Source organism: Methanoculleus chikugoensis (assembly GCF_019669965.1).
GTDB classification, from domain to species: domain Archaea; phylum Halobacteriota; class Methanomicrobia; order Methanomicrobiales; family Methanoculleaceae; genus Methanoculleus; species Methanoculleus chikugoensis.
In genome coordinates this window covers 1,768,733-1,791,152 of record NZ_AP019781.1, presented here as the reverse complement: position 1 = coordinate 1,791,152, position 22,420 = coordinate 1,768,733, and the positions used below count along the sequence as shown (strand labels likewise).

Sequence of the window (22,420 nt, the reverse complement as noted above, 5' to 3'; positions counted from 1 at the left end):
GTGGAGGTGGTGAAAGTGAAAATGAAATGACGTCGATATGAATGTCGCGTCAATCTGCTTCTGGATTGGCCGCAGGTGACACCGGTTTCCAATCATCCTGCGGTATTTAATTAGTTTTGACTGATCCAGATGAATATTTCTTCTGCCCGTTTTCTCTCTTCAGCAGTTATGAGCTCACTGCTCCACGTTAAAGTGGCCGGGTCGTCTTCGATGAATCTTTCTTTGATGATCATTGTTCCATCATCTCCATCGCAAATATCCGGATGCTCCGGGGACCATCCGGAGCGATCATCACTGAGTTGAACATCGATACACCGATGCACTTCAGGGTGAGATCTCGGTGCAGTACGATCATCTCCTGCTCCGGAACATACAATCCATGTGCTCCTTCTGGAATGCTGATTGCCATCAAGTTATGAAACGAATCGCGGCGCTCCGAGTCCAGTGGCTCGCAGGCATTCCAGGGATTGAGAGTCGTGTCGGTGAATCCTTTATTGGTGAACACGTTGTTGCTTAGTAGACGCTCTGCGGTTTTTTCTGTCATTCCACGATATACAATACGGAAATTAGGCGCAGCTTCGACCATTATCTCCCTCTTATCATATGTTCTGATCGTATCGAGTGTGGGGGAATGGAGGACCCCGCGCTCGCAGACATGAGCCCGGTGTTGTTGTATGGAGATATGCAACAACGGATCCGACAACAGACGGGATTCGCTTGCCGATCTCCGGTTTCCCGGTGCCCTGTGCAACGGAGACTGCTTCTGGAGCCCTTGACGCGTATGAGGCATACTGATTATTCTAATGGCAGTAAGTCGATCTGCTTCTGGATTTCAGCACTCGTCTCCTCGATGATCTCACGCATTGTTTTTGCAATTACTGCAGGATCTGTTTTTTTTGGGAAGAGGACACCTACACGACCGCAGTCCTGCCAGTCAGGATCCCAAACAATTTCCCGCTCAGGGTATTTCTTCGTCCAGTCCTCTTTAAACGACAGTAAGAGTTCTTGCAGGGGCTTCACCGGTTCATCTTCGAGATGGATCTCAACGCCGATAGTTTTCCCCCAGTCGCAGAACTCATAGTGAACCCACAGTTCCTTCCATGCAGAGGGGCAGACCAGTCTCCAGTCGGGTTCGTCGTCCTCCCAGATGGGGAAGCCCTCGGGCGCAATATCCTGGTATGCGAGGATCACCTGCATGAACCGGGGATCGATGAGTTTGCGCGACCTGATGTTTTCGGGCTTGACGAGGAGGTTCGGGACGACAAGAATCTCTCCCGTTTTGAGGAGGTACTTATGCAGCTGCACTAGCCTGATATCGAGATCGCTCCTTCGGCTCAGAAACTCGAATATTTGAATCAGACCCTCTGGAGCTTCGTCCACGGCAATAATAATGCGCACCTGTCCCGCCCGGAGGTGAGTGCCGCATGCTTTTCGGAGATCTTCGAATGTTGTCTCGCCTTCTACAGCGAACGCGTGCAATGTTTCGTTCAGTGCTCCCCGGGCAATCGAATCAAGCTCGTCAACAGTCAGGTTGGACAGCAGAGATGCGTATTCCAATATCTGGCCTACAATTTTACGGCGTATGTCAGCATTCTTGGCAAGTTTCACCTCGACGGCGATGGGCATGCCCGTAGCGTCGACCATGAGAATGTCAAGATATTGCCCTTCCATCGACACTTCCCGGCGCACCGTTCGGAGCGGAACATCAGTGTCTTCACGAAGGAGTTCCGGATGCTGCGCCAATGTTGCCTGTAATTCATCCTCGTCATCGTAGCGCACCTGGTAAAGAGGAATGGTTAGGTCGCTGTTCTTGAGTATCGGCGGCATGAGAATCGTCAATTAGAAGATGGCGCCTACAGAGCAATATGATCTTTGCATGTTTGCTCCGCTACAGTAATCCACAAAGGTGCCTCAATTGTCCCTCTTCCCGGCACAACTCATCAAAAGAGGAATTTCAGGGCTTGTTATGCTCTAGTGAATGACAGATTCATACAGAGTGCTGATCACAACCATCTGCTCGTGGACGATGGAGAACTTCCCTGTCAGAACTCCCACCAGTTGCACTCAGGCCAATTAGGCCTTCGCTTCGGTGTACGTCAGTGCGAATATGGCATCGGATAGCCATCGCCGGAACCCTTCGTTGTCGCTAAACTGTTTGAAGAGCTCCGTGTCGTCCTTGAGCAGAGCGGTCATCACACGAAGCAGCGCTTTGTCATGCTCAATACGCGCATTCTGTTTATCGGAGTTGTTCCGGGCGTTCTGGTATGCGCTGTCAGCAGCAACCCTTGCCGGGATCTCCTCGGTGATCAGGCGATTGACCCGATCGGCGTCGCTCCATGAAATGTTGCCGAAATGATCGTTGAATGTCTTGATAATGTTTGAGAGCCTGTCAAGTTCAGGTTCGGGCTGGCGCCCTCCGCCAAAGGCGGGGATTGGATCAATCCGGGCGTCTGCATCAGGGAGCTGGATCGATATTGCGGCTTTCTTCTCGACCCGATAACTGTCCATATCTATCATCTCAAGGATGCCCTTCGAAAGGTCTTCTTCCCGGGGTGCGGGGAGCCCGGGCACCAGGAGATTCAGAAAGATCGAGAGTTTCTCCCACTCGGCGTTGGTATAGGGGAGGATCGAGGCGAGAAAGCCATAGGTACGGATGAATGCTTTCGCCTTGCTCTTGAAGTCCACCTGACCATCTTCATCGAGGTTTTCTTTGTAGGTGTGAATGCAGGTGTTGAGGATCGGGTCGAGCCGGTCCCTGCCGGCATCGCTCAGGTATAATTCAACCAGTGTCTCGATCTGATCCGGCGTGTACACCTGGTAGCCGTCGAGTTCTCCCTTCAGATCATGCAGTTTATTCGGGTCGGTCTCCTCGGAGAGGATCGTCGTGCGATAGTAGTCGGCGAACGCCTCGCGAATGGTGTCGGAGTCGTTCATGAAGTCAAGCACGAAGGTGTCGTGCTTCAGTGGGTTCGCCCGGTTCAGGCGGGAGAGTGTCTGCACGGCCTTGATGCCCGAGAGCATCTTGTCCACGTACATGGTGTGGAGTAGCGGCTCGTCATAGCCGGTCTGGAACTTATCGGCGCAGATTAGGAACCGATATGGGTGCTCCTGGATCTTGTCGGCGATCTTGTTCGATGGGAATCCGTTGAGTGAGGCCTCGGTCACTTTCGTGCCGCCATACTCATGCTCACCTGAAAAGGCGACGATAGCCTGGTATGGACTCCTGCGCTCGATCAGGTACTCCTGGACGGCATGATAATACTGGATGGCGCGTTCGATGCTGCTCGTCACCACCATCGCCCGTGCCTCCCCGCCGATCTTTCCGAGCGCGATCACCTGCTCATGGAAGTGGTCCACCACGATCTCGGCCTTGAGCCGGATGGCATGGTCGTGACTCTCGACGTAGCGGCGGAGTTTCTTCTTCGCCCGCTTGGTGTCGAACTCCGGGTCTCCTTCGACCATCTTGACCAGCCGGTAGTAACTGTTCACAGGCGTGTAACTCTTCAGGACATCGAGGATGAAACCCTCCTGTATTGCCTGCTTCATGGTGTAACTGTGGAAAGACCGGTGCATGATCTGTCCCTCTTCCTCGAACGGCTCGCCGAAGAGTTCCAGAGTCTTGTTCTTGGGCGTGGCGGTGAAGGCGAAGTAGCTCGCATTGGGCAGGAGCTTGCGTGACTCCATGATACGGTTGACGGCATCCTCGGGGGTCTCATCCTCTTCAGCGGCTCCGGCCCTGGAGAGCGCCATGCTGACGGCTGTCGATGTCTTTCCACCCTGACTTGAGTGTGCCTCATCGATGATGATGGCAAAGCGGCGGCCCCGGTGCTCGCCTCCAATCTCATCGAGGATGAAGGGGAACTTCTGGACGGTGGTGATAATGATCTTCTTGTTGGCCTCGATGAACCGGCGGAGATCGCCGGAGTGCTCGGCGTGACCCACTGTCGAGGAGACCTGGGCGAATTGTCTGATGGTGTCCCGGATCTGCTGGTCAAGGATACGCCGGTCGGTGACGACGATGATGGAGTCGAACACTTCCCTCTCATTCTTTTTCAGGCTGATGAGCTGGTGGGCGAGCCAGGCGATGGAGTTTGATTTGCCGCTGCCCGCCGAATGCTGGATCAGGTAGCGTCGACCGGCACCAACCTGCCCGGCGTGGGCGAGGAGTTTCCTGACCACGTCGAGCTGGTGGTAGCGCGGGAAAATTTGCTCCCGCTTCTTTCTGCCGGTTTTCCGGTCTTTCTTCTCGACGAGCTGTGCGTAGTTCTCCAGGATATCGGTCAGGCTCTCGCGGGCGAGGACGTGTCTCCAGAGGAAGTCGGTTTCGAGCCCGTTGGGATTCGGCGGGTTGCCGGCACCGTCGTTGTAGCCCTGGTTGAAGGGGAGGAACCACGACGCCTTTCCCTTGAGGTGAGTGCAGAATCGCACCTCATGCTCGTCCACGGCGAAGTGCGCGACGCAACGGCCGAACTCGAAGAGTTTCTCCCGCGGGTCGCGGTCGCGTTTATACTGCTGGACTGCGTCCTCGGCGGTCTGTTTGGTCAGGTTGTTCTTCAACTCGAATGTGGCGACCGGCAGGCCGTTGATGAAGAGGCAGAGGTCGAGGGCATGCCGTGTTTCGTCACGGCTGTAGCGGAGCTGGCGCGTGACGCTGAACCGGTTGAGAGCATAGCGTTCGGCGGCTTTCGTGTTCCCTGGCGAGGGGGCGCCATAAAAAAGGTCGATGTGGTGCGGGCCGTGCTTGAGCCCGCTGCGCAGCACGTCGATGGTGCCGCGCCTGGCGATCTCGCCCTGGAGCCTGGCGAGGAACTTGCGCCGGGTCGGGTTGTCGCTGTTGAGTTCGAGCGCTTCGGCAACCTCGGGCTGTGTCGCACGCAGGAAGAGGCAGAACTGCACAAGATCGACGCAGTACTCGCGGTCGTAGTCTCCGGAACGGCCGCAGATGTACCCGGCACCGCCGTAGGGGGCCGGGGGGTAGGCCACCGTGCCGCCGGCCTGCTGTGCATCACAGGGTGCACCGGTCAGGGCGGTGCAGATCAGGCGCTCCAGACCTTTTTCGGTGGTGTCGGTTGAGGGTGCCATATCTACCACGCTTTCTCTCGCAACAGCTGAACGAAAATTCCGTCAGAACCGATGTACGCATCCCCATACTCGAATATTTCGTCTTTGCTTAGTTCCAAGACGTCAATATTCTTCAGTGGCTTATTTTCTTCACCACTTCCTGCTTGTTCCTTGATTCCCCATTCTTTCACTTGATCGAACACTTCCCTAGCGATACCAACGCAACACCGCTCTTTATGGATAGGATCGCATAGCAACTTTTTAAATACAAAATTTTTCGATATCATTACATTGGATCCGTCCTCAGCATCACTAAAAAGGTCAAGGAATGGCCTGTAATAGTATTTCTGAAGATCAAGAGGGTTTATATCGGCATCTATTGACTTTTCGGATATGTTCTCAGGATCATGGAGTTCAGCAGAAAATGGAGAGCGTATGTTTGCTATACAGTAGTTGCGTGTTGCCGGTTTTTCTCCAGATATGGTTTCAATCACACCTACTTGATTCTTGTAACTTTGTCTTCGATTCGGTGAGGGATATCTCTGGAGCCCTTTTGCTTCAACAATGTGCCAGTCAATTCCGGATTCTGCTCTGGAGGTGCAACCAATAAGATCCGGCAGAGATTTCGTATTGGGTGGGTTAATCTGCAATAGTCCAATCTTTTGTAACAGCCGGGCATGAGCCATCCAGGGGGCAGCAAGAACCTGCTCAGCAGCCAGTTTCGCAAAGATCATCCCAGTCCAGTAAGAAAGAGCCCCTTTTTCACTGGGATCAAGGAGCTTAAACGCTTCTCTCATATGTATTTCACCATTCTGGAAGTCTAGGACAGAACGGATGGCAAACCATTTGTGGAGAGCAAATGCGGGTGCATCTCTGAGATCTCGGATCACAATAGCGAGATATGGTGCGCCGACGGTCAGCGACGCCCAGAGAAGAGCGGGTTCTGAACAGTTAAGATGATCAATATTACCGATCTTACTGCCATTTTCATTAAACCAGCAGAATGGAACATCCAGATCGGACCCCTGGCCCGCCCTTGATGCATTCAACGGAGGGATCGCGTTCCTATCATTTATCAAGGTTCTACCTCCTCAAGGATTCTGTCAAAGTTAATGCTCTCCTCATCGCCCTCACTCCGCGTTTCAACCTCATCGAATGACATTGGTTTGAATGACAGGAGTTCTGCTGTCATGCATACGCCCATCCGGCTGGAAGCCGCATTACCCAGCGAGTCGTTTCAAGGATCACCGACAACAATGGTTACTGCATTTTTTCATTCAAGATACGTTTCATGCGCCTGAAAGCCTCCAGGTGAGTCTCAAGAGTTGCGGGGTCGAGTTTGCCCAACACTTCAAAGGAACGCTTGCCCTTCTGATAGGCGTTCGAACAGTTGCGCGTCGCATGTTTCAGATTTTCCTGAACTTCGTGTCGATTGCGTTGTTCAAGGTTCTCAAGCGGCGACAACGCTGATTCTTGGAGATCGTGACCATAATGTTGCCGAAGGGTAACGCGGTCGCTTAGAATCCATGTCTCCATGCAGGTTGCCATGAACAACACCTGCTGGTCATCGCTACCATCCGGCTGTTCCCAATGGTCACGTTTCCCAAGATGATCCCAAGTCCTTTCAAGGTCGTCCACAGGGTCTTCGCTGTCAATCAGCATAGCAATGTAATCGGTACTATTTTGCTGGTGTGCTGTTTTGAAGTCTTCATACACTGCATCGCGGCCACCACAAGAAACGAGTCTTGGCATCTTCCCCGAGAAACCCGCTGATTCCATTAATTGCCTGAACCCCTGACGACACAAGATATGCAGGTCCTTTGAATCGCCTCCTCCCTCCAGGTATATTTTTGCTGTCATGAACGAGTTCCTCCGATCTCTCCTTTAAGCCATAACTCTCCCAGACGGTACTTCTTCAGCCATCCTGCAAGTTCTTCGCTGTTAAGCCGTTGCATCTCGGTTTTACCATTCTGCTTCTCACAAACAATAACCGATTCTGGAATTTCGGTCAGGGCGTCCACTAGAATTTCAGAATGTGTCGTCACAATCAACTGGCAGCGTTCTGATGCTGTCACCATCAGTTTTGCTAAATAAGGCAGGACATCGGGGTGCAAACCCAACTCCGGTTCTTCTATGCAGACCAGCGGCGGCGGGTTTGGATGGCAGAGAATCGCTAGCATACACAGGTATCGCAATGTGCCATCAGAAAGTCGGGTTGCCGGGATTGTAAACGATCCTTCCTTGAAGAAAAGTTGAACTCCGCCTCCTTCAATCTGTTCATAAAAACCATTGATTTCGGGATATAGGTAACTCAGCGCCTTGAGAATATCCTGCTCAGCAGACGGACGAAGAGAGTTTAAGACGAGGGGCAGATTCTCGCATGTCTCTAACAGATAGTCATTTGGAAGATCGGCCTTTTGCGATTTTCGTGGAGCGGTATAGCGTCCGAAGGTCCATTCCCGGTAAAGACGGAACTTTCCATAAATATCTGTTAAGTAGGCAAGTACGGGATAGCGCTCGGGATCCTTAACTTGTGAGAGAACTGATGCTTCCGGGTCAATAAAATCTCTCGACAGAGATCTCTCTTCGCTATCTTCCGATTGCAGGTATGCTCTCTCTTCGTATTGTGGCTTCCCCTTTAGTCGTATGTGCCCCTTTTCATTTATATAATAAAAGAAAGAGCCTTCATACCCCGGAAAAGGATCCCTATTCTCGATCCGTTCTGTCGCCACTTCAAATCGCTTACCATGCTCTACAAATGAAAAACTATGCCGAATCGGCATGTTGGGGCGATCTGGATTATGTATGATCACTTCAATAGAGGCGGTAGGGTTTCTCTTACCTTTCCACAACCAGTCCCTCACGCCCCCGGCCTCCTTAACCGGCGCGGACAGATCTCTGGGTGCCGCCCGCAACAGACTTATTGCTTCGAGAAGGTTAGACTTCCCAGAACCGTTAGGACCGATCAACACATTCAGCGGTCCAAGTGGAAGCGGTTTGCTATCCGGCCCAAACGACAGTATATTCCTCAAGTGAATCTCTTTTAATACGGGTTCATTCATGAGCACCACCTCCATTTATTAAATAATCATTCTTCTATCTCCACGGCACATTCGACTTCGTCAAGTGCGCATGTCTCATTGTCGAGGGGTTCTATGTCCTCGCCAAAGATTGTTTCGATATTGCTCTCGTCAGGCAATGAGATATGACGGACATCCATCTTGCCGGTGACAACGTCGGCGATGAGGCGGGTGCGGTATTCGCGGAGGAGGGAGATCTCGTGTTGTGTGGCGGCGATGGTAATTCCGAGATCTTTCGTAATCTTGTCGATATAGGCTACGATGGTGGCCTGTTCATCATATCTTGGGAAAGCAACTCGTTCTGGATGAATGAGATTTCGGTTGATGGTTGGATTAGCAGATCCGGTGTCGAATCTCTTTAGATCAAGCACTTGTAGAAGGTAGTAAATGAATTTTTGATGATTTCCTTTAAAATCATTGACCCAAAGCGTAGTGTCGTGTGCCCAATAGTCTGTGGTAACAAAGTGCACAGAGCCAGCAGTTCCTTTGCGACCCACAATGACGCCCGGTCCTCTTGCCGTAGCGCGGTTATGGTACGAAGAAATACCTCCAGAGGACACTACGGGGATCTCCCCTTCTGTTTGTTGATCTTTAGTGATGTCAAAACCTCTCTGGAGGGTAAAGAACTGACTCAGCCGCGATACCTCCCAATGCTCCGGCACCTCCCCGAGCCACTCCACCCCGGAGGGCTTGAGGCGCACGTTCGGGTCGAGGCCGCGGGTGACGGCGCGGTTGATGAGGATCTGCTTCTGCTCCTCCAGCAGTTTGATCAACTTCTGTTTGGCGCGGATGGAGCGCCGGATGCGCCGGTCAATGTGGTCGAGGAAGCGGACGATGGCGGACTGTTCGGGGAGGGGTGGGAGAGGTATCATCATTCCTCCCATGAATTGCCAATCCACACGAGGCATCTTTGCTCCGAAGGTAGAACTGTTGATAACGTCAATGACTGGCTTCGATCGTAGCAGTTGCTCGATGTAGGGAGCAGTTACGTTTGAGACACAGGGGCGAAGGACGAAGAACTCACCGACACAGACGCCAGCACTCGTCAGTCGAGTGACTTTTGCAAGATATGGGCGCAGCTTTCCGAATAGCACATCTCCAGACTGGAAGCGTTTGACCTGGCTATCGAAGAACACTTCCGGATCCGCTTGTCTCAAGCGACCTGTCCAACTTTCAACATGTTCAAGGGCGACATAGGATTCGCCATTTTGTAGTTCTCCAGTCATCTGAATGACGTTACTCATCACTGACTTGAGGCGCTCGATCAACCAATGCTCCGGGACCTCTCCGAGCCACGGCACCCCTGAATCCTTGTACGCGGGGTAGGGCTTGAGGTCGCGGATCATTTCGTATCTCCTAGCCCTGTTGGTACGCAATCATCCAGTTTCCTATGTAAAAGTGAAATTAGCGATAGGTAGTCTGCTGCGTCGTCTTCGCCTTCCCACAGAATTTTTGGCTCATGAGCCAGGGGATTCCGGGCGGCTCCGAAACATCCCTTCAGGAGCATAGCAAAGCCTTTGTGCTCAGATCTCTCCGTCTCGGTCCGAAGCGAGTTGAGAACAAGGAGCGGGCGATCGATCGAAAACACTCTGTCCACAAGTGCAGCTCCATCCGCCTGGACCCCGGACATGTCGCGGATTCGCTGTGCAAGGCCCTTGGTCGCCTCAAAGACTGCGTGGAAGTAGTTGTCCTGCAAGAGCTCGGCTCGGCAGTACTTCGGGACTTCGGGGTGTATGCGCCGGCCCCGGAACTTCGCCTGAATCGTTTTGACACGCCTTTCGGCTCCATCAAGTGTTTTTGCAACCTCTCGTTGCCGGAAATTCCCATCTGAACCGTATTCGATACCGGAAAAGGCCAGGATGACATTGAGTTCTTGGCGGTGCATCTCGAACACATCGCTCCGCCCAGTGAAACGAACGGGGATCAGGAAGGATCTGATAAAGTTGAGCACATGATTTGCGCATTGATATTGTCTCTGGGATTCGAGAAACACCCACTCAAGGCGTCGCCATTTGGTGGACTGACCGGACTTGTCCACGAGCCCGCAATTATCTAGTGTACGAGAAATATCCGAGCCGGTTCCGCACTCCCCGAGCAAGCGAGCCAACGCCTCGATCTGCTCTTCTGAAAAGCATGACACGGCGCTCATTGCGAGTATCTCCCGTAGTTTTCAAAGAGCAAACTCTCGTTCTCCATGCACACCGCCAGAGTACTAACGTGCCCCTCCAGCCCTAGCACACCGGAGTTCTCGTAGGCTGGAGAGAGTTTGAAGTCGATGATCATGTATCTTCACCCTCAATCTCACCATCCTGCCCTGCCTGCCAATCTTTTACAATGGGTAACCAGTTGATGCTACATAGCATCTGCTTGCCTTCTTCGTCTTTGCCCACCCATGAACCCCAGAAATCCGGGTCATCTGAACGCGGCTGCTGTGATTTGGGCAAATCATTCATCTTCACCAATATCGGCAACTCTGACGCCCAACCGAGCAGAATTGCACTTTGAGACGGTAGCAATGGGAGATCTCGTAGAAGGCCTTTCAGGTTATCGGGTACAAGTCGGTGGACAAGTTCTTGATCACGGTCGTTGGTGATCCTGTGCAGAAGAAAGGTATTGCATTGGGAAAGGACTGTGGGAGAAAGCTCTGAAGGCCGTTGAGACGAAAGCACAAGCCCTAATCCAAATTTTCGTCCTTCGCGAGCGATGTGCTCGAAAACCTGGCAGCAAACTGCAGCTGCATCGTGGTTCTCAACATCGTCTCTGTAACGCTTGATGAACGTGTGTGCCTCTTCCATTACGAGTACAGTCGGGAGGGCAGCACCATTGATTTTCATGTAGCGCTGAAGTGCTTCGAAAACCATACGGGCTATCACGGCCGTCACAACGTGAACGACCTCTGTCGGCACCAATGACAGGTCGATCACTGTTACGGAACCGTCTTCAGCTTTATCCTTCCCGATGTAATCCGTGAGCCATTGCTTGAGGGTGATGCTGCCATCACAGCCAATAACGGCATTCATTTTTGAATCTGAAAGCAGGGTGCGAATCCTGGAGATCAGGAAATCCAGATATTGACTGACATTTTCCTGATTAGATAGGATCTCAAGATGGTCGGCTAGATCCGAGCCTTTGAAGAATAGAGGTACATCTTCGTCCGGCCCTTCCGGATAAGTAATCCCTCCAAGCGTTTCCAGAGACGACTTGATCGTAGTAATAACTATTTCGACTTGTTGTTCCGTAAAAGCGCGGTAATAATCGATTTGTTTACCCTCTTTCTTGAACGAGTTATGTGTTGCCTGCAAAGCATCATCTATCGCCTTGGAGATCTCATTGAGCCGAGTGGTTGCGCATTCGCCTTGCTTGTACTCCAAATCGTCGCGGATCGCCTTCAGGCGAAATCCAAACTTAGTTTCATCGGTCTTTATTGCTCCTGACCGGAGATCACGTTGTAATGTGATAAGTGTTGAAGACAAATATCGGCGTAAAGATAGTTTATTTTCCTCATCCGTCGATCCGGTAGCCCCTATCCAACCCGCCTTGACCTCACGTAATGCCCGCTTGAGCAGCGGCCTCTGTGTCTTTGCACTCGCCTGTGTGAACGAGCACCATTCTGCACTATTCCAGAGCCACAGCGGCACTTTTAGTGAACACTCACCGCCCGCTGGATTAACTTTGAAAATTCGTGCTTTGATCGCAGAATTCTCTCCACCAAAGGAATGAGAATATTCACCATTTGGGTCCAATATGATGAATCTGGCATTAGGTTGCCCGGAACAGATCTCTTGAGCCTGTTCAAGGCTCCAGTGAATCAGCCCGGCGATTGAGCAGGACTTGCCGCTGCCTGTATTTCCAAGGACGGCGAGATGACGACCGAACAGCCGGTTCGGATCCACACACACCTTCGCATTGCCAGCGAGAGGGCTTGTTCCGATCTTCACACGCCTTCGTTCCCCGGACTCAACAATCGAGCGCAGCTGACGCTCGCTGGGGAGCACAACCGCTGCACCAACCGACGGTAAAGCGTCAGCACCTCGCTGGAATACATATTGATCAGAGTCATTGGGATTTTCTCGTAGGGTACCAAGCGGATTGAGACTAAGTTTGCGTAACGGGTAAGGTAGATCGATGAGACCGAAGTCCTGCATCCCACGCCTTTTTGGGAATGCGGATCGTTCGACAGTCAACCACCCGATCTGCCCGACGAGAAAGCCATTGTCGACGGGTATTAGAACATAGCTGTTGACCCGGGGGAACGGCCGAGGCCCTCCTGCATTTAGTGCCATGGATTCGGGAGTCTCGATGTCAAGAGCGACTTTTATTTCATTAGAAGACACGAAGTCTACGGTTCCAATTTGAAGACTACCGGTGTGCTCGAAGGGAGTCTGACTCATGGCGCCGGATCTCCTTCGGATTTTGATTTGGTGCTGTCGATGTCGCCTCCATCCTGGACCGTGCCCCAACGGGCTTTCAGCAGCTCAGCCATCCGGAAAGTTGTTCGATCAATTGCCGGTTTCGGCAGGTAGTGATCTACAAGTGTCTGGAAGTCGCCAAGATGGTTTCCAATCAGAAGCGTCATCTGGGCAGGCCTGCCCAATTTCTCGTAAGTACGCATGATCCTATCGAGGGGATCACTGTATGCTATCACCACCAGATGCGCCGATGGGATTGTCAACATATCCTCGATCACGCGATTGATATGCTCATCGCCGAAACTGTAGCCGTAACAGATCAAGGTGCTGTTTGGCCGACACGTCGCCGCTGCAAAGTCACGGAACAACTCGACGTAGGGGTACGATGCGGTCTCCCGATCTTTGGAAGCATTTGGGTAGATCATGAGCTGCATTGCCCCGGCACCTTGCAATCCTGGGGTATTCAGGTAAGGATTGAGGTCTTGAGCGCCAAAAGGAAGTCCTATCCGTTGAATGGTCTTATTGTAATCCACCCAATCCACAGATCCATGCAGTTTCGTGAATCGGGCGACGCCCTCTAGGTATCGCGGTTCTCCACGGATACCTGGGGGGTTGTAATGCATATCTATGTCAAGGCGTGAAGACCGGAAGATAGGCGCAAGTGTACCGACAAAGCGGTCGATCAGGCGCAATCCCGCCACATCAGCTCCCGCTTCAATGCAGCGGTCATAATTGGTCGTGAAGAGATGCAAGCGGTCGCGAGTGCCGGAACGGCTAGCAAAGCTCATCAGAAAACTGACGAGGTAATTGAAAGCTAATTCACGCTTAACAGGGTCCGCGGAAATTACACCTGCTTCTCCTTTGAGAATAGAACTTGCGAAATCGCTAAGAACATGCGTCAAATCGCTTCGTAATCGTGAAACATACTGTTCAGAGCCGTTTTCTTTCGATGCTATAATTTCAAGTCCCCGAAGCAACTCATTAGCTACGCGGATCTGATCTTCAATATTCCCGTCACCACGTCCCGCAGCCTCAGCAGAACGCTTCGCTTCAGCAGTGATTTCATCGCCAAAGGCGCCAAAGGTGGCTAAACTCATTCCAGGCAAACCGTTGCTAGTTGCCATCACATGGAGAGCGTGAGTTAAACCAGAACCCACAAGCACAGATTGATGCTCTGACTGAAAAAGAGCGGTCAACCACGGCTCGATGCGTGACCTCAACTTGTCAGGACCAAAAGGCTCTCCCTGCTTCATCCATGAACATGCCGAGCCCTCCTTCAATTTGAACGATTGCGCCTCTACGGTTGTGCCACTATCAGCACAAAACCGTACAGGGGTATAATCGTCATGGCATTTGAGAATCTGTTCGCTTGCCTCCGGAATCATGGTTGACCTCCTCCAACGATATCATCCAGCAACCCCTCGCTCTCCTTCCGCACCGCCAGGATATCGGCCCGTATCTCCTCCAGCGTCCGCATCGGCTGGGGTTTGTAGAAGTAGCGGTTGAAACTGATCTCGTAGCCGGTCTTCACGCTCGACTCGTCGAACCAGGCGTCCGGTGCGTAGGGGAGCACCTCGCGGCGGAGGAAGGCCTCGATGTCGCCTTCTTCCAGGAGCGGTATCTGCTCGGTGTCACGAAAGTCGCCATCCGGCTCATATTCCACAACACAGCGTTTGCCGTCGATGACGGCCTCGAAGAGCCCGCGGAGCGGGTCCGGTTCAACCTTGCCGGGCCTGTGGATCTTTTTTATTACCGCCGGGGCCTTCTCGTCACGCTCACAGTTTTCCTTGAGCGCCTTGATCTCTTTGGCATTATAGGCGCGCTCTCCATCGATACCCTTGAGCCTCAGGGGGCGCTCGACCGTCACCTTCCAGTAGCCGAATGCAGCGTTTTCAAAGATCTTCGACTGCTCGGTCTCCTCAAACGCGAGGAAGACGTCACAGATCCGCTGGCAGTCCTCCTCGGAGAACTGGCAGTTCTTCTTGCCCAGGTTCTTCCGGAGCGGCTTGTACCACTGCGTAGCGTCGATGAGTTGCACCTTCCCGCGTCGGTGTTCCGGCTTGCGGTTCGAGAGCACCCAGATGTAGGTCGCGATGCCGGTGTTGTAGAACATATTCAGCGGCAGTGCAACGATTGCTTCGAGCCAGTCATTCTCGATGATCCAGCGGCGGATATTGCTCTCCCCCTGACCGGCGTCGCCAGTGAAAAGCGAGGAGCCGTTGTGGACTTCGGCGATGCGGCTGCCAAGCCGGGTGTTGTGCTTCATCTTGGAGAGCATGTTCGCAAGGAAGAGCATCTGACCGTCGCTTGACCGGGTTACAAGCGAATATTCCGGGTCGTCCGCATGCTCGATGATGAAACGCGGATCCTTCATCCCGCTCTTGCCACCCATACGCTCCAGATCGGTCTTCCAGCTCTTGCCGTAGGGCGGGTTGGAGAGCATAAAGTCGAACTCGTGGGAAGGGAAGGCATCGTTCGCGAGCGTCGAGTACTCAGGGCCGCCGACCAGGTTATCCGCTTCGTCACCGTCACCTTTGAGCAGGAAGTCGGCCTTGGCAATGGCATAGGTCTCGGCGTTGATCTCCTGGCCGTAAAGGTGGGTGGTAACCTGCTTGCCATGCTCGCGGGCAATCTCCATCAGGGTCTCATCGGCTACCGTGAGCATGCCGCCGGTTCCACAGGCGCCGTCGTAGAGCAGATAGGTACCAGATTCGATCTCATCGGCGATCGGCAGGAAGACGAGTCGAGCCATCAGCCTCACGGCGTCGCGAGGTGTCCAGTGTTCGCCGGCTTCTTCATTGTTTTCTTCGTTAAAACGGCGTATGAGTTCCTCGAAGATAGTACCCATGGCATGGTTGTCGAGGGCGGGAAGCCGTACCGAACCATCGGCCGCATGGGCCGGTTCAGGGCTCAGGTTGATCGTCGGGTCGAGGAACTTCTCGATGAGAGTTCCAAGCCTGTCGGCTTTCGAGAGACGGGGGATCTGATTACGAAACTCGAAGTTTTCGAGAATATCCTGTACGTTAGGGGAGAATCCATCGAGATAAGCCTCAAAATCAGCCTTAAGTTGCTGCTGGCTTGAACGAGCACGCAGGTCGCGGAGCGTGAACTTTGAAGTATTGTAAAACGCCTGCCCTGCAGCCTGCCTGAGAGCCTGATCCTGGTTGGTGATCCCTGCCGCATCGAGTGTGCTCTTCATCTCGAGCACAGCCTGCTTTGTCGGCTCGAGCACGGAATCCAGGCGCCGTATGACAGTCATCGGCAGTATAACGTCGCGATATTTACCGCGAACGTAGAGGTCGCGGAGAACGTCGTCTGCGATTCCCCAGATGAAATTAACGATCCAGTTCAGTTGTGATTGTTCCATGGTCGACTCCAGGAGGTGGCAGATAAACCATCGAACCACCGAGATGGGACATTTTTCTCTCCGATAACTCTCCTCTAGCCTTCAGAGAGGATTTTGGAGAACGGAAGACGCAGACAGGCTATTTTCATACAGGCTGTCCTTATTCCCACTTATCGATTTATACAACATATCTATATCCCCACTTATTATGTGTCTTGCTAATTTGTCGCCTCTCAAGGAGCTCGACCGCTGGAAGTAAATCTTCAGGCCGTGCAGATTCAAACAAGAAATGATATTGCGGGATTTGTGGATTCCAGATTTAACACGCTTTTTAGATTGATCCTTATAATGCCTCCTCTTACACGGGATAAGGAACCGATCTAAACCAGCGAACACCTGCGAAACCGGTCTACAACTCTGACCGGGAGCAGATGCCCTCGCGTTGTTGCTTCAATCCGCAGGAAGCAAACACTATCCGAGGAACATTCTCGATGAAAAATATTCTCAAAATGAGAACCCAAAAATCAATGCTGCGGGTGGGATCCGAACCCACGATTTCCAGATGTCCCAGGTTTGGACGCACCGTTCTCTCGAAAACCCTATGAGTCTGGCGCCCTAACCGACTAGGCCACCGCAGCACACAAAGTGCAGTATAACAATGCTGCGTTGACAAATAAACCTTATGGCTCACCGGAAAAATTGGATGGAGGGTTACTTCGAGTTTCTCTGGATATACACATCGACCGCCGCAGTGATCGCCGCCACGTGCTTCCCCTGGCGGAGCGAGGCGGCCAGCGTCTGCATACGCGCCTCCTCCTCGTGGAGGTAGCGGCGCAGGCTCGTCGCGATGTGCTCCTCCTGCAGGAAGTGCGTGTGGGTGTTGCCGGCGATGAAGTGGGCGTTGTGCATGATCGCGTAATGGAGCGGGAGCGTTGTCTTCACCCCCAGGACGACGTACTCGTAGATCGCCCGGCGCATTCGCTGGATCGCCTCCTCGCGGTTGGAGCCCCAGGCGCAGAGTTTCGAGATCATCGAGTCGTAGTGCGCCGGGATGGTGTAACCCATGTGGATGCCGGAGTCAACCCGTATCCCCGGGCCGCCCGGAGAGCGGTAGCGGACGATCTTGCCCGGGTCGGCGGTGAAGTTGTTCAGCGGGTCCTCCGCGTTGATCCGGCACTCGATCGCATGCCCCCGCATACTGATGTCCTCCTGGTCCATCGCGAGGTCTTCCCCGGCCGCGATCGCGATCTGCTGCTTCACCATATCGATCCCGGTGATGAACTCCGTGACCGTGTGCTCCACCTGCAGCCGGGTGTTCACCTCCATGAAGTAGTGCTTCCCGTTCGAGTAGAGGAACTCCACCGTGCCGGCGTTCTTGTAGTTCGCCGCCTTTGCGGCCGCGATGGCCGACGCAGTCATCTGCTCCCGGAGAGCGGGCGTCATGATCGGGCAGGGCGCCTCCTCGAGCAGTTTCTGGTGCCGGCGCTGGATCGAGCACTCGCGGTCGTAGAGGTGAACGGTGTGCCCGTTCGCGTCGGCAAGAACCTGGATCTCGATATGGCGCGGTTTCGCGAGGTACTTCTCCACGAAGACCGTTGGGTCCCCGAAGGCCGACTGGGCAATCCGCATCCCCGCGTCAATCGCCTCTTCGAGTTCTCCCTCGCTCTCGACGATGTGCATGCCGATACCGCCGCCGCCCGCACTTGCCTTCACGACTACCGGATAGCCGATCTCGGCGGCGACCTTTTTTGCCTCGTCGACGCTCGTCACGCCCTCCGGCGTGCCCGGAAGGACTGGGACGCCGGCCTCGCGCATCATCTGCTTCGACCCGATCTTCGAGCCCAACGCCTCGATCGTCTTCCACGACGGCCCGATGAACGTCAGCCCCTCCTCCTCGACCAGTTTCGCAAACCCGGCGTTCTCCGCGAGGAACCCGTAGCCCGGGTGGATCGCCTCGGCCCCGGTCTTCAGAGCCACATCGCAGATCCGCTCCTTGTTGAGGTAACTCTTCGACGGGTGCGCCTCCCCGACGCAGAACGCCTCGTCGGCATACTTGACGTGAAGCGCGTTCCTGTCCGGCTCGGAGTAGATCGCGACCGTGTCGATGTCCAGTTCCCGGCAGGCGCGCATGACCCGGATGGCGATCTCGCCGCGATTGGCGATCAGGATCTTGTCAAAGTATTTCATCGCCCTGGTAGCCTCACTCAATGACCATCAGCACGTCACCGTTCTGTACGACGTCCCCGGCGTTCACGAAGATCTCCGAGACCGTGCCGTCACGGGGGCTGGGGATGGGGTTCTCCATCTTCATCGCCTCGAGGACGATGAGCGTGTCGCCCTTCCTGACGGCGCCTCCGCGCTCGACCATCAACTTCAGGACCATGCCCTGCATGTTGCTCTTCACACCGCCGGCGACGTCCCCGCGGGGAGCCCTGGCCGACGAGGCGGCGGCCGACGGAGCCGTGACCGAGCCCCCCTCCACGGTGACGATCCGGACCGAGAAGATCTCGCCGTCCACCTCCACCTCCATGGAGCGGGGGATCTCCGCAACCCCGGCAGGTGCTGTAGCCGCCTTCTCAGGGATCGCCTCCGGCTGGCGTTCGCCCCGGAGGAACGACGGCGCGATGCTCGGGTAGAGGATGTAGGTGAGGACATCCTCTTCCCGGTTGACGAGACCCTGTTCCGTCGCCTCCTTCTTCATCTGCTCGTAGATGGGCGCGAGTTGATCCGCCGGACGAACCGTAATCGGCTTCTCGTCGCCGATGATCATCTTCCGGATCTCCGGACTGATCGGGGCGGGAGGGCGACCGTAGAGGCCGAGGACGTAGTCCTTCACCTCATTCGTCACGTTCCGGTAGCGCTCCCCGTTCATGAGGACGTTGAAGACCGCCTGGGTGCCCACGATCTGGCTCGTCGGCGTAACGAGCGGCGGGTAGCCGAGATCCTCCCTCACGCGGGGAACTTCGTGGAACACCTCGTCAAGACGGTCGAGCGCGTCCTGCTCTTTGAGTTGCGAGACAAGGTTCGAGATCATCCCGCCCGGGAGCTGGTAGATCAGAACGTCCGAGTCGACCCGGTCCGCGATGGCGTTGAAGAGCGGCTCGTACTTCTCCCGCATCTCGCGGCAGACGTTCCTGACTTTCCGGAGCGGGAGAAGATCGATCCCGGTATCGCGCGCCGTCCCGGCAACGCTTGCGACGATGCTCTCCGTCGGAGGCTGGGAGGTGCCGAAGGCAAACGGCGACATTGCCGTATCCAGGATATCCACGCCCGCGTCGATCGCCGCCTGGTAACTCAGGGGCGCGACGCCGCTCGTGCAGTGGGAGTGAAGGCAGACTTTGACATCCGCCGTCTTCTTGATCCCGGCAATGAGGTCGCGGGCATCGTGCGGCATGATCAGGCCGGCCATGTCCTTGATACAGATCGAGTCGCAGCCGAGCGAGTAGAGTTCTTCCGCCATCTCAACGAACGTCGCGACGGAATGGACGGGGCTCGTCGTATAGGAGATCGCACCCTGCAGGTGCGCCCCGACGTTCTTGACCTCCGCCATCGCTTTCTTCATGTTCCGGATATCGTTCAGTGCGTCGAAGACCCGGAAGATGTCGACCCCGTTTCGCGCCGACGCCTCTACGAACTTTTCCACCACGTCATCGGGGTAGTGCCGATAGCCCACGAGGTTCTGGCCCCGCAGAAGCATCTGGATCGGGGTGCGCTCGAGCTCTGCCTTCAGCACCCGAAGACGTTCCCAGGGATCGTCGTTGAGGAACCTGATGCAGCTGTCAAAGGTCGCCCCGCCCCAGGCCTCGACGGAGAAGAAGCCCACTTCGTCGATGGCCCGGGCGAGAGGGAGCATGTCCTCAGTCCGGAGGCGGGTAGCGATGAGCGACTGATGCGCGTCCCTAAGCGTGGTATCGGTGATATTGAGTGAATCTGATTTGGCAGCACACATCGAATTGTACACCTCGAAGGGCTGAGAAGATATCGATAAAGCCTCTCAAAAATTCATCCTACTAATATAAAAACGTCGCGAAGAGGGAGAGTCGATAAAAGGGCGGGTATTATGGTCATTATTCCGGCGGGGACGTCCAGAGGATCCGTCCTGAACCGGGGACATATCTTCCCCCCGGTCGTGTACCCCCGTACCACAAGCAGCCGTGCAGTCTCGTCGGCCCGCCGGATCTCTGTGACGATGAGGGTGACGGCGAGCGGTACGATCCAACGGATGCCGGGCCGGACACCTTTCAGTGCCATCGCCGTCCGCACCTGTTCGATCTCCTGACGGAGCACGGAAATGCCGGAAATTCCCATCTCGGCGACGAGCCCGATCTCGAACCCCACCCGGTTCCCGAGAGCCCAGACCGCCACGGCAAGCACTTCTCCATCCTCCGTCTCGGCATACGCCCACGCGGCGAGGAGAAGGATCACGGTCATCCGGAAGAGGTAGGAAAGCCCCGCGCCGCCGCCCCACGCGGAGACGAGCGCCGTTGCGGCGATCATTCCAACGAGCGGCAACAGCACCCCCGGCCGGGGGAGCGATTTTGTGCGCGGTGTAAACAGCAGCCACCAGACGAGTGCGGCGGCGGCTCCCGCGGTGCTCGCGAACGCTGCGAGCGAGAGGACGGCGACGGAAAGAAGCCTCAGCCGCGGATCCTGCATAGCGCCTCCCGGGCGTCGGAGAGCCTGATGTTCATAGGGCGGGCGCCCTGTTCCAGAGCATATCGTAGATACGGCGGAGCGTGCCGCCAGGAGGGGATCGCGCCGGGCACGCTGCCGCGGGCCACAAGAACGCCTTCCTCCATCTCCCAGATTTCGTCCACCCGGGGAAGAACCGCGCGCTCGTGCGAAAAGACGATCGTGATGCCGGCATCCCGCTCTTCGAGCATCCCACAGGCCTTCTTCTTCGCGGTGCAGTCGAGAGAACTGAACGGTTCGTCCAGCAGCAGCAGATCCGGATCGTTCAGGAGCGCGCAGGCAAGGGTCAGCCGCTTGAGTTCGCCGCGGGAGAGGTGGAACGGGTCGTCGTCCGCACGCGCCGACAACTCCGCCAGCGCGAGCGCCTCCTCCGGCACAAGCTCCCAGGAAGCGGCCTCCCCGGCAACCGTCGGAGAGGTGACGTGGTGTTCGGGGAACTGCAGCAGGAGCTGCGTTGACAGAACGTCGTGCCGCCGGACGGCCCCGCTCCCGGGCCGGAGCAGGCCGGCAAGCAGAAGAGCAAGCGTCGACTTCCCGCTCCCCACCGGCCCGCTGACCAGGTGCACGCCCTCGTCGAATGTGCCGCTGCCCCGGAGGACGAACGAGTCCCGCGCGAAGACGAGATCCGCAAGTTCGACCCTCACCGGCATACCCTCCAGATCGTGGGGTAAAAGCACGTCTCCTCGAGCGCGGAGAAGACCTCCTCCGGCGTGCCGTGATGCCGGACGCGGCCGTTCTCCATGAAGAGGACGTAGTCCGCGGTAGCCGCAACATCCATCGACTGTGTGCACCAGAGCACGTGGGCTGCGGCGCTCTCCTGCACCACGCGCCGGACGCGCTCCGCCGTCACGCCGTCCAGGTGCGAGTCGGCCTCGTCCAGGACGAGCACCTCGGGGTCGCCGGCGCAGGCGGCGGCCAGCGCGACGAGCGCCTTCTCCCCGCCAGAGAGGGCCGGGATCTTCTTGCCGAGGAGGTGCGGGATGCCGACCACTCCCGCGGCCGCCCGGACCATCCTGTCCGTTTCGGGGCAGGGGAGGTGACGGAACCGGGGCGTCGCCGCGATCTCGTCGTAGACCCGGGAGAAGAGGAGCGTCCGGTCGGGGAACTCCCCCACCCACCCGACCTTCACGGCGGACGGAGGACGGCCGAGGAGCCGGACCGATCCTGCTTCGGGCGCTTCGATGCCGGAGCAGACCGAAAGCAGCGTCGTCTTGCCGCTCCCGTTCGGCCCGATGACGGCGATATGGCGCGCATCCACCGCGAGGTCGGGGACGTCGAGCAGCCGGTGCCGGAGATCGGTGATACGGATCATGCCACCCGTTTTCCTATGGTATAGGCGGCCGCGACCTTCACGACCTCGCCGACGGCGAACGGGGCAACGCCGACCAGGATGGCCTGGTAAAGCGAGAGCGATGCCGAGCAGGCGAGCCATGCGACGCCGAAGGCGTAGGTGAGAACGGTCGCCGCGATCAGCCCCGCGACCCGCGCGGTCGGCGACTTATGTTCGTAGGCGAGCCCGGCGACGAGTGCGGCGGGGATGAAACCGATCAGGAACCCGCCCGTGGGCCCGAGAAGCACCCCGAGGCCCGCCGTGCCGTTGTGGTAGACCGGGAGACCTGCCGCCCCGAGGAGGACGTAGAGAGCGACGGGGATCGCCCCGTACCGTTTCATGACGATCCCGGATAACAGGACGAAAAGGGTCTGGAGCGTGAGCGGAACCGGGGGAAGCGGTATGGAGATCCAGCTCCCGGCGGCGATCAGCGCGATGAACGTACCGCTGTAGGCGAGAATACGGGCCCGGTGGATCATGTCAACCCTTCTATTTTGGATGG

The 22,420-nt window shown here is 55.7% G+C and carries 19 protein-coding genes and 1 tRNA gene; all 20 read right to left on the bottom strand.

Annotated elements, in window-relative coordinates; translation table 11 throughout:
* Positions 1-110 precede the first annotated feature (110 nt).
* The gene (locus MchiMG62_RS13325; protein WP_280636150.1) at positions 111-233 is read right to left on the bottom strand and encodes a hypothetical protein; all 123 of its coding nucleotides are present in this window, start codon (positions 231-233) and stop codon (positions 111-113) included.
* Complete coding sequence (locus tag MchiMG62_RS09010) at positions 230-586, bottom strand: ADP-ribosyltransferase family protein (protein ID WP_221056668.1); 357 nt, start codon at positions 584-586, stop codon at positions 230-232. Before MchiMG62_RS09010 ends, MchiMG62_RS13325 begins: the two co-directional genes overlap by 4 nt.
* 209 nt (positions 587-795) lie before the next feature.
* Positions 796-1,839 carry a hypothetical protein gene (locus MchiMG62_RS09005; protein WP_221056667.1) on the bottom strand — a complete coding sequence of 348 codons (1,044 nt, stop codon included), beginning with the start codon at positions 1,837-1,839 and terminating at the stop codon, positions 796-798.
* A gap of 234 nt (positions 1,840-2,073) precedes the next feature.
* Positions 2,074-5,082 (bottom strand): type I restriction endonuclease subunit R, encoded by a 3,009-nt coding sequence (locus tag MchiMG62_RS09000; RefSeq protein WP_221056666.1) that lies wholly within the window; start codon positions 5,080-5,082, stop codon positions 2,074-2,076.
* Positions 5,083-5,084: 2 nt separating this feature from the next.
* A complete protein-coding gene (locus MchiMG62_RS08995; protein ID WP_221056665.1) occupies positions 5,085-6,110 on the bottom strand; it encodes a hypothetical protein in 1,026 nt (341 codons plus the stop codon).
* Between the two features lie 211 nt (positions 6,111-6,321).
* Positions 6,322-6,921, bottom strand: a complete 600-nt coding sequence (locus tag MchiMG62_RS08990; protein ID WP_221056664.1) for a DUF4276 family protein — start codon at positions 6,919-6,921, stop codon at positions 6,322-6,324.
* Positions 6,918-8,138, bottom strand: coding sequence for an AAA family ATPase (locus MchiMG62_RS08985; RefSeq protein ID WP_244987657.1), 1,221 nt, complete (start codon positions 8,136-8,138; stop codon positions 6,918-6,920). Before MchiMG62_RS08985 ends, MchiMG62_RS08990 begins: the two co-directional genes overlap by 4 nt.
* 11 nt (positions 8,139-8,149) lie before the next feature.
* Entirely contained in the window at positions 8,150-9,487 is a 1,338-nt protein-coding gene (locus MchiMG62_RS08980; RefSeq protein ID WP_221056663.1) for a restriction endonuclease subunit S, read from the bottom strand.
* Complete coding sequence (locus tag MchiMG62_RS08975) at positions 9,484-10,026, bottom strand: TIGR02391 family protein (RefSeq protein WP_244987840.1); 543 nt, start codon at positions 10,024-10,026, stop codon at positions 9,484-9,486. The genes MchiMG62_RS08980 and MchiMG62_RS08975 overlap by 4 nt, the downstream gene beginning before the upstream one ends.
* Positions 10,027-10,286: 260 nt before the next feature.
* A complete protein-coding gene (locus MchiMG62_RS08970; protein ID WP_221056661.1) occupies positions 10,287-10,424 on the bottom strand; it encodes a hypothetical protein in 138 nt (45 codons plus the stop codon).
* Positions 10,421-12,532: an ATP-binding protein gene (locus MchiMG62_RS08965; protein ID WP_221056660.1), complete on the bottom strand. Its 2,112-nt coding sequence runs from the start codon at positions 12,530-12,532 to the stop codon at positions 10,421-10,423. Before MchiMG62_RS08965 ends, MchiMG62_RS08970 begins: the two co-directional genes overlap by 4 nt.
* Positions 12,529-13,935, bottom strand: a complete 1,407-nt coding sequence (locus MchiMG62_RS08960; RefSeq protein WP_221056659.1) for an SIR2 family protein — start codon at positions 13,933-13,935, stop codon at positions 12,529-12,531. The genes MchiMG62_RS08965 and MchiMG62_RS08960 overlap by 4 nt, the downstream gene beginning before the upstream one ends.
* On the bottom strand, positions 13,932-15,917 hold the full coding sequence (locus MchiMG62_RS08955; protein WP_221056658.1) for a type I restriction-modification system subunit M: 1,986 nt from the start codon (positions 15,915-15,917) through the stop codon (positions 13,932-13,934). Before MchiMG62_RS08955 ends, MchiMG62_RS08960 begins: the two co-directional genes overlap by 4 nt.
* 507 nt (positions 15,918-16,424) lie before the next feature.
* Positions 16,425-16,534, bottom strand: a tRNA-Met gene (locus MchiMG62_RS08950).
* A gap of 73 nt (positions 16,535-16,607) precedes the next feature.
* Positions 16,608-18,083 (bottom strand): acetyl-CoA carboxylase biotin carboxylase subunit, encoded by a 1,476-nt coding sequence (locus MchiMG62_RS08945; protein WP_221056657.1) that lies wholly within the window; start codon positions 18,081-18,083, stop codon positions 16,608-16,610.
* 13 nt (positions 18,084-18,096) lie between these two features.
* Complete coding sequence (gene oadA, locus MchiMG62_RS08940) at positions 18,097-19,845, bottom strand: sodium-extruding oxaloacetate decarboxylase subunit alpha (protein ID WP_221056656.1); 1,749 nt, start codon at positions 19,843-19,845, stop codon at positions 18,097-18,099.
* Between the two features lie 53 nt (positions 19,846-19,898).
* Complete coding sequence (locus MchiMG62_RS08935; RefSeq protein WP_221056655.1) at positions 19,899-20,552, bottom strand: energy-coupling factor transporter transmembrane component T family protein; 654 nt, start codon at positions 20,550-20,552, stop codon at positions 19,899-19,901.
* Positions 20,534-21,238: an ATP-binding cassette domain-containing protein gene (locus tag MchiMG62_RS08930; RefSeq protein ID WP_244987656.1), complete on the bottom strand. Its 705-nt coding sequence runs from the start codon at positions 21,236-21,238 to the stop codon at positions 20,534-20,536. Before MchiMG62_RS08930 ends, MchiMG62_RS08935 begins: the two co-directional genes overlap by 19 nt.
* A complete protein-coding gene (locus MchiMG62_RS08925) occupies positions 21,229-21,900 on the bottom strand; it encodes an ATP-binding cassette domain-containing protein (RefSeq protein WP_221056654.1) in 672 nt (223 codons plus the stop codon). Before MchiMG62_RS08925 ends, MchiMG62_RS08930 begins: the two co-directional genes overlap by 10 nt.
* Positions 21,897-22,397, bottom strand: a complete 501-nt coding sequence (locus tag MchiMG62_RS08920; protein ID WP_221056653.1) for a biotin transporter BioY — start codon at positions 22,395-22,397, stop codon at positions 21,897-21,899. The genes MchiMG62_RS08925 and MchiMG62_RS08920 overlap by 4 nt, the downstream gene beginning before the upstream one ends.
* Positions 22,398-22,420 lie beyond the last annotated feature (23 nt).

Bases quoted from the DNA above. Each gene is read 5' to 3' on its own strand.
- MchiMG62_RS13325 (WP_280636150.1), bottom strand. From the start codon at position 233: ATGATCATCAAAGAAAGATTCATCGAAGACGACCCGGCCACTTTAACG.
- MchiMG62_RS09010 (WP_221056668.1), bottom strand. From the start codon at position 586: ATGGTCGAAGCTGCGCCTAATTTCCGTATTGTATATCGTGGAATGACA.
- MchiMG62_RS09000 (WP_221056666.1), bottom strand. From the start codon at position 5,082: ATGGCACCCTCAACCGACACCACCGAAAAAGGTCTGGAGCGCCTGATC.
- MchiMG62_RS08990 (WP_221056664.1), bottom strand. From the start codon at position 6,921: ATGACAGCAAAAATATACCTGGAGGGAGGAGGCGATTCAAAGGACCTG.
- MchiMG62_RS08985 (WP_244987657.1), bottom strand. From the start codon at position 8,138: ATGGAGGTGGTGCTCATGAATGAACCCGTATTAAAAGAGATTCACTTG.
- MchiMG62_RS08980 (WP_221056663.1), bottom strand. From the start codon at position 9,487: ATGATCCGCGACCTCAAGCCCTACCCCGCGTACAAGGATTCAGGGGTG.
- MchiMG62_RS08975 (WP_244987840.1), bottom strand. From the start codon at position 10,026: ATGCACCGCCAAGAACTCAATGTCATCCTGGCCTTTTCCGGTATCGAA.
- MchiMG62_RS08970 (WP_221056661.1), bottom strand. From the start codon at position 10,424: ATGATCATCGACTTCAAACTCTCTCCAGCCTACGAGAACTCCGGTGTG.
- MchiMG62_RS08965 (WP_221056660.1), bottom strand. From the start codon at position 12,532: ATGAGTCAGACTCCCTTCGAGCACACCGGTAGTCTTCAAATTGGAACC.
- MchiMG62_RS08960 (WP_221056659.1), bottom strand. From the start codon at position 13,935: ATGATTCCGGAGGCAAGCGAACAGATTCTCAAATGCCATGACGATTAT.
- MchiMG62_RS08955 (WP_221056658.1), bottom strand. From the start codon at position 15,917: ATGGAACAATCACAACTGAACTGGATCGTTAATTTCATCTGGGGAATC.
- MchiMG62_RS08945 (WP_221056657.1), bottom strand. From the start codon at position 18,083: ATGAAATACTTTGACAAGATCCTGATCGCCAATCGCGGCGAGATCGCC.
- oadA (WP_221056656.1), bottom strand. From the start codon at position 19,845: ATGTGTGCTGCCAAATCAGATTCACTCAATATCACCGATACCACGCTT.
- MchiMG62_RS08935 (WP_221056655.1), bottom strand. From the start codon at position 20,552: ATGCAGGATCCGCGGCTGAGGCTTCTTTCCGTCGCCGTCCTCTCGCTC.
- MchiMG62_RS08930 (WP_244987656.1), bottom strand. From the start codon at position 21,238: ATGCCGGTGAGGGTCGAACTTGCGGATCTCGTCTTCGCGCGGGACTCG.
- MchiMG62_RS08925 (WP_221056654.1), bottom strand. From the start codon at position 21,900: ATGATCCGTATCACCGATCTCCGGCACCGGCTGCTCGACGTCCCCGAC.
- MchiMG62_RS08920 (WP_221056653.1), bottom strand. From the start codon at position 22,397: ATGATCCACCGGGCCCGTATTCTCGCCTACAGCGGTACGTTCATCGCG.